Annotated in this window: 6 protein-coding genes and 1 pseudogene; 6 read left to right on the top strand and 1 reads right to left on the bottom strand. The window is 68.7% G+C overall.

The features are described 5' to 3' along the window. Window positions 1-168: pseudogene (locus K206_RS37835) on the bottom strand (GNAT family N-acetyltransferase); the annotation flags it as partial. Window positions 169-400: 232 nt separating this feature from the next. On the opposite strand from K206_RS37835, the gene K206_RS0108870 reads away from it, so the two are divergent. The 6 genes from K206_RS0108870 (at window position 401) to K206_RS0108845 (ending at window position 5559) form a co-directional block, all read left to right on the top strand. Next, complete coding sequence (locus K206_RS0108870) at window positions 401-1573, top strand: tripartite tricarboxylate transporter substrate binding protein (protein ID WP_029043395.1); 1173 nt, start codon at window positions 401-403, stop codon at window positions 1571-1573. 152 nt (window positions 1574-1725) lie between these two features. Continuing rightward, a complete protein-coding gene (locus tag K206_RS0108865) occupies window positions 1726-2547 on the top strand; it encodes an ABC transporter ATP-binding protein (protein ID WP_020202058.1) in 822 nt (273 codons plus the stop codon). Beyond that, window positions 2544-3320 (top strand): lipid asymmetry maintenance ABC transporter permease subunit MlaE, encoded by a 777-nt coding sequence (mlaE, locus tag K206_RS0108860; protein ID WP_020202057.1) that lies wholly within the window; start codon window positions 2544-2546, stop codon window positions 3318-3320. The genes K206_RS0108865 and mlaE overlap by 4 nt, the downstream gene beginning before the upstream one ends. Before the next feature lie 66 nt (window positions 3321-3386). Further along, entirely contained in the window at window positions 3387-3905 is a 519-nt protein-coding gene (mlaD, locus tag K206_RS0108855; protein ID WP_020202056.1) for an outer membrane lipid asymmetry maintenance protein MlaD, read from the top strand. Then, entirely contained in the window at window positions 3905-4729 is an 825-nt protein-coding gene (locus tag K206_RS0108850; RefSeq protein ID WP_020423719.1) for a VacJ family lipoprotein, read from the top strand. Before mlaD ends, K206_RS0108850 begins: the two co-directional genes overlap by 1 nt. A gap of 206 nt (window positions 4730-4935) precedes the next feature. Next, window positions 4936-5559, top strand: coding sequence for a phospholipid-binding protein MlaC (locus K206_RS0108845; protein ID WP_029043394.1), 624 nt, complete (start codon window positions 4936-4938; stop codon window positions 5557-5559). Window positions 5560-5638: the final 79 nt, after the last annotated feature.

Here is a 5638-nt window from a genome sequence, read left to right as displayed (position 1 = left end):
GGGCCGGCCCGCCGGCGCGGCGACCCAGCAGGTGGCGGGCGAGAGCGCCAGCCGGCTGGCCAGCGCCGCGCCGGATTCGTGCAGCGTGCCGCGGTAGCACTGCGCCTGGATGCCGAGCACGGCGGGCAGGTCGGCGGGCGTCATCGGACGGAGGATGGATTCGCGCATGGATTGGCTCATGGCCGGCGATTATAGACGGCGCCCCGGCGCGGGTTTGCGGGGTGCCGCGCATCGGCCCGGCGGCCCGCACAGGGTTGTCCCGGCTATGGTTAACGTGGTCTGTGCGGCTCTGGCCATTGTTCGTAGAATGAACCGCACAATCAGAACAAAGACTGCCTCGCTCATCCCCTTTTCAGCCGACCCATATGTCACCGGCAACGCCCGTGGCTCGGAGGAGTTGATGTCCGAAGTGCGCATGTTTTCGCGGCTTTGGCGAGGTAAGGCGAAGTTGCTTCACCCCGCGGCAGAGCCGTCCCGTTGGTTGCCATCGCCGCGCGCCGGTCGTCGGCCCGGCTCGTTGCCTGCCCCGCGCCGTCTTGCGGCGCGCGCCCTGGCGCTTTGCCTCGGCGGCGTGCTGTCCGCCGCGGGCGGGGTCTGCCTGGCCCGGCCCGCGGCGCCATCGTCTGCCTCGGCCACGACCTCGGCCGCCACTCCGGCCAGCTACGCCCGTCCGATCTCGTTTCCCGCGCGCCCGGTGCGCCTGATCGTGCCGTTCCCGGCCGGCGGCGTGCCGGATGCGGTGGCGCGCATGCTGGCCGAGCGGCTGGCGGCGCGCCTGGGCGTGTCGGTGGACGTGGACAACCGGCCCGGCGCGGGCGGCACCACGGCCGGCGACGTGGTGGCCAAGGCCAGCTCGGACGGCCATACGCTGCTGTTCCACCAGGCCACCATGCTGATCCAGCCCGGCCTGGAGCCGGTGCCCTACGACGTGGTGCGCGACTTCACGCCGGTGGCGCGGGTCGCCACCATGCCGCTGTTCCTGGTGATCGACGCGCGCCTGCCGATGCGCACGCCGCAGCAGTGGCTGACCGCGGTCAAGGCCAGCCCGGCTTCGTACAGCTATGGCTCCGGGCAGGCCGGCAGCCCTTCGCACCTGTATGCGGAATACGCGGTGCACGGCGTGCCCAACGGCGTGCCGCTGGTGACGGCCAAGGGGGAGGGCGCGGTGGTGCAGGAGATGCTCGCGGGCCGCATCAGTGCCTGTTTCTGCTCTTATGCCGCGGTGCAGGGCCACGTCCGCAACGGCAACCTGCGGCTGCTGGGCGTAACCGGCACGGCGCGCTCGCCGCTTGCGCCGGCGGTGCCCACGCTGCAGGAGTCGGGGCTGGACGGCTACGGCGCGGGCGCCTGGTTCGGCGTGATCGCGCCGGCCAAGACGCCGCACGCGATCGTCGCGCGGCTGGCCGGCGAGCTCGATGCCGTCATGGGCGAGCGCGAGGTGCGCGACCGCCTGCTGGCGGCGGGGCTGACGCCGCTGCGCGACTCGCCGGAAGCGTTCGCCACCGCGATCCGCTCCGAGTCGATCCAGTGGCAGGTGATCCTGCGGCAGGCGGGCGGGCCGACGGAGCCATAGCCGGATCTGAAATATGTGTTTCGAACGGCACGCCAGCCGCAAAAAGTGATGAAACAATTATTTGCAGCCGATGGATGTGGATTGCGCCACACTGCTCCGGGCATGGCTAGGTACTAGCCCTTATAATGGCGGACTGCCAAAACGGTGCAAACGTGACGGAATCCGCCTCAAACCTCGTCGAGCTCAACGCTGTCGACTTCGCCTACACGGCGGGCGGCAAGCCTATCCTGTCGGGCCTCAGCATGCGTTTCCCGCGCGGCAAGGTGGTCGCCGTCATGGGCGGCTCGGGCTGCGGCAAGACTACCGTGATGCGCCTGATCGGCGGCCAGGTCCGGCCGCAGCAGGGCGAAATCCTGTTCAACGGCGCCAACATCCCCGCGCTGGACCGCGACGGCCTGTACGCCGTGCGGCGTCAGATGGGCATGCTGTTCCAGTTCGGCGCGCTGTTCACCGATCTCTCGGTGTTCGACAACGTTGCCTTCCCCTTGCGCGAACATACCGACTTGCCCGAGTCGATGATCCGCGACCTGGTGCTGATGAAGCTCAACGCGGTCGGCCTGCGCGGCGCGCGCGACCTGATGCCCTCGGAGATCTCCGGCGGCATGGCGCGCCGGGTGGCGCTGGCCCGCGCGATCGCGCTGGACCCGGCGCTGCTGATGTACGACGAGCCGTTCGCCGGGCTGGACCCGATCTCGCTGGGCCTGACCGCGCGCCTGATCCGCAGCCTCAACGAGGCGCTCGGCGCCACCACCATCATCGTCTCGCACGACGTCAACGAGACCTTCCAGATCGCCGACTACGTCTATTTCATCGCCGACGGCCGCATCGTCGCCGAGGGCGAGCCCGAGGCGCTGCGCGCGTCGGCCGATCCCTTCGTGCACCAGTTCGTCCATGCCGAGGCCGACGGCCCGGTGCCGTTCCACTATCCTGGGCCGTCGCTGGCCGACGACTTCACCGGCGAGGCCGTCCGATGATGGGATTCTTCACCAATATCGGTGCCGCGGTGCGGCGCTCCGTGAACGGGCTGGGCCACGCCACGCGCATGTTCTTCACGGTGCTGGCGATGTCGCCGGCGCTGCTGCGGCGCTTCCGGCTGGTGAGCGACCAGATCTTCTTCGTCGGCAACCTGTCGCTGGTGATCATCGCCGTATCGGGGCTGTTCGTCGGCTTCGTGCTCGGTTTGCAGGGCTATTACACGCTCAACCGCTACGGCTCGGAGCAGGCGCTCGGCCTGCTGGTGGCGCTGTCGCTGGTGCGCGAGCTGGGGCCGGTCGTGACCGCGCTGCTGTTCGCCGGGCGCGCCGGCACCTCGCTGACCGCCGAAATCGGCTTGATGAAGGCCGGCGAACAACTCACCGCAATGGAGATGATGGCGGTGAACCCGCTGCAGCGCGTGATCGCGCCGCGCTTCTGGGCGGGCGTGGTGGCCATGCCGGTGCTGGCCGCGATCTTCAGCGCGGTCGGCATCCTCGGCGGCTACGTGGTCGGCGTGCAGATGATCGGCGTGGACGCGGGCGCGTTCTGGTCGCAGATGCAGGGCGGCGTGGACGTGCGCGCCGACGTGCTCAACGGTGTCATCAAGAGCTTTATCTTCGGCGTCGCGGTGACGTTCATCGCCCTGTACCAGGGTTATGAGGCCAAGCCCACGCCCGAAGGCGTATCGCGCGCCACCACGCGGACCGTGGTGATCGCCTCGCTGGCGGTGCTGGCGCTGGATTTCCTGCTGACGGCGCTGATGTTCAGCTGAGCCGGCAGGGCCGTTGTCCCCATCCGGCCCGTTGCCGCGGTGCAGTATTTGAAAAAGAGACGAGAGATGAAAAGAAATACCCTCGATTTCTGGGTTGGCCTGTTCGTGGTGGCGGGCTTCGTCGCGCTGCTGTTCCTGGCCCTGAAGGCCGGCAACATGAGTTCGCTGTCGTTCCAGCAAACCTATGCCGTGCAGGCGCGCTTCGACAACATCGGCGGCCTCAAGCCGCGCGCGCCGGTCAAGAGCGCCGGGGTGGTGGTGGGCCGCGTGGCGGACATCCGCTTCGACGACAAGACCTACCAGGCCACCGTGTCGCTGAACCTGGAGACGCGCTACCAGTTTCCCAAGGACACCTCGGCCAAGATCCTCACCTCGGGCCTGCTCGGCGAGCAGTACATCGGCCTCGAGGCGGGCGGCGACACCGCCATGCTGGCCGACGGCGGGCGCATCACCATGACGCAGTCGGCCGTGGTGCTGGAAAACCTGATCGGGCAGTTCCTCTATAACAAAGCCGCGGACGCGGGTGCCGGCGGCAACAACGCGGGCGGGAGCGCGGCCAGCGCCCCCGCAGGGGGAGTGAAATGATGCGCAAACGGGTCGCCGCGTCATGGCGCGGGGGGCAGAAGTGGCTGGCGGCGGCCGCGGCCGCCTTGTTGATGGCGGGTTGCGCGACGGGGCCCACGGCGAATCCGCAGGACCCGATCGAGCCGTTCAACCGGCAGGTCCAGCGCGTCAACGACGGCGTCGACAAGGTCGTGCTCAAGCCGGTCGCGCAGCTCTATACCGACTACGTGCCCTCGCCGATCCGCACCGCGATCGACAACGCGTTCTCCAACGTCAGCGATGTCTACTCGGCCATCAACAACCTGCTGCAGGGCAAGCCCACGCGCGCGGCGGAAGACACCATGCGCGTGGCGATCAACAGCGTGCTGGGCATCGGCGGCCTGATCGACATCGCCACCCCGGCCGGGCTGCCCAAGTACAAGGAAGACTTCGGCCAGACCCTCGGCGTGTGGGGCGTGCCGGCCGGCCCGTACCTGGTGCTGCCGCTGTTCGGGCCGAGCACGGTGCGCGATACCGCCGGCATGCTGGTGGACCGCCAGATGGACCCGCTGGCGTACGTGGACCCGATCTGGGTCCGCAATACGCTGACCGGGGTGCGCGTCGTCAGCACGCGCGCCTCGCTGCTGAGCGCGTCCAACCTGATCGAGGAAGCCGCGCTGGACAAATACAGCTTCCTGCGCGACGCCTACCTGCAGCGCCGCCAGTACCAGATCTATGATGGCAATCCGCCGCAGAGCGAGGACGACGGCGAGCCGTCCGCGCCGCCGGCCGATGCCCAGCAGGAAAACCAGGCGCTGCCCACGCCGCCGGTGCAGATGCCGCCCGGCATCCGTTTTCCGCGCTGAGCGCGCCCGCCGCGCCGCGCCATGCGTGACGCGGTTGTGAGCGTTGCAACAAAACGTATGGATGTGGCGCCGGAAGCCTCGGCGCCGCGAACTCCCCGGGGGCGCCCGACTCCAACCGGGCGTGACCACCAACCGGCCGGAGGCCGGGATACGCGAGGACGCCGCACCGCGGCATACCCTGCGTCAGATTGACAAGGAAGAAGATGATGATGAAGCGACTGTTGCTGCCTTTTCTTGCCGTGGCTGCCTTTGCCGGCGCCGCCCATGCCCAGGCGCAGGATGCCAGCACGCCCGATGGCCTGGTCAAGGCCGTGGTCGGCGACGTGATGGCCACCGTGCGGGCCGACAAGGACATGCAGGCCGGCAATATCGGCAAGATCTCGGCGCTGGTCGAGCAGAAGATCCTGCCCAACGCGGACTTCCAGCGCACCACCCAGATCGCGATGGGCCGCAACTGGTCCAAGGCCTCGCCGGAACAGCAGAAGCAGATCACCGACGAATTCAAGACCCTGCTGATCCGCACCTATTCGGGCGCGATCGCGCAGATCCGCGACCAGCAGGTGCAGTTCCGCCCGTACCGCGGCGCGCCGGACGACACCGACGCCACCATCCGCACCCAGGTCATCAACAAGGGCGACCCGATCCAGCTGGACTACCGCCTCGAGAAGACCCCGCAGGGCTGGAAGGTCTATGACATCAACGTGCTGGGCGCCTGGCTGACCGAGGCGTACAAGGGCAGCTTCAACACCATCGTCGGCCAGCAGGGCGTGGAAGGCGTGGTCAAGACGCTGCAGGACCGCAACCGCCAACTCGCCAACGCCAAGAACTGAGGCATGCCGCGCCGGTTGCGGCGCAGCATGCACGGCCGAAGTGTTCTACAATGGGCGCACCCGCCCCGACTGGCGGGGG

Origin of the sequence: Cupriavidus sp. WS, assembly GCF_000395345.1 — a bacterium.
GTDB lineage: Bacteria > Pseudomonadota > Gammaproteobacteria > Burkholderiales > Burkholderiaceae > Cupriavidus > Cupriavidus basilensis_B.
The sequence above is the reverse complement of the archived record's forward strand: the minus strand, read 5'-3'. Positions and strand labels throughout refer to the sequence as shown.

Coding starts and splice junctions, on each gene's coding strand:
- mlaE (WP_020202057.1), top strand. CDS start 2,544: ATGATGGGATTCTTCACCAATATCGGTGCCGCGGTGCGGCGCTCCGTG.
- K206_RS0108870 (WP_029043395.1), top strand. CDS start 401: ATGTCCGAAGTGCGCATGTTTTCGCGGCTTTGGCGAGGTAAGGCGAAG.
- mlaD (WP_020202056.1), top strand. CDS start 3,387: ATGAAAAGAAATACCCTCGATTTCTGGGTTGGCCTGTTCGTGGTGGCG.
- K206_RS0108845 (WP_029043394.1), top strand. CDS start 4,936: ATGATGAAGCGACTGTTGCTGCCTTTTCTTGCCGTGGCTGCCTTTGCC.
- K206_RS0108850 (WP_020423719.1), top strand. CDS start 3,905: ATGCGCAAACGGGTCGCCGCGTCATGGCGCGGGGGGCAGAAGTGGCTG.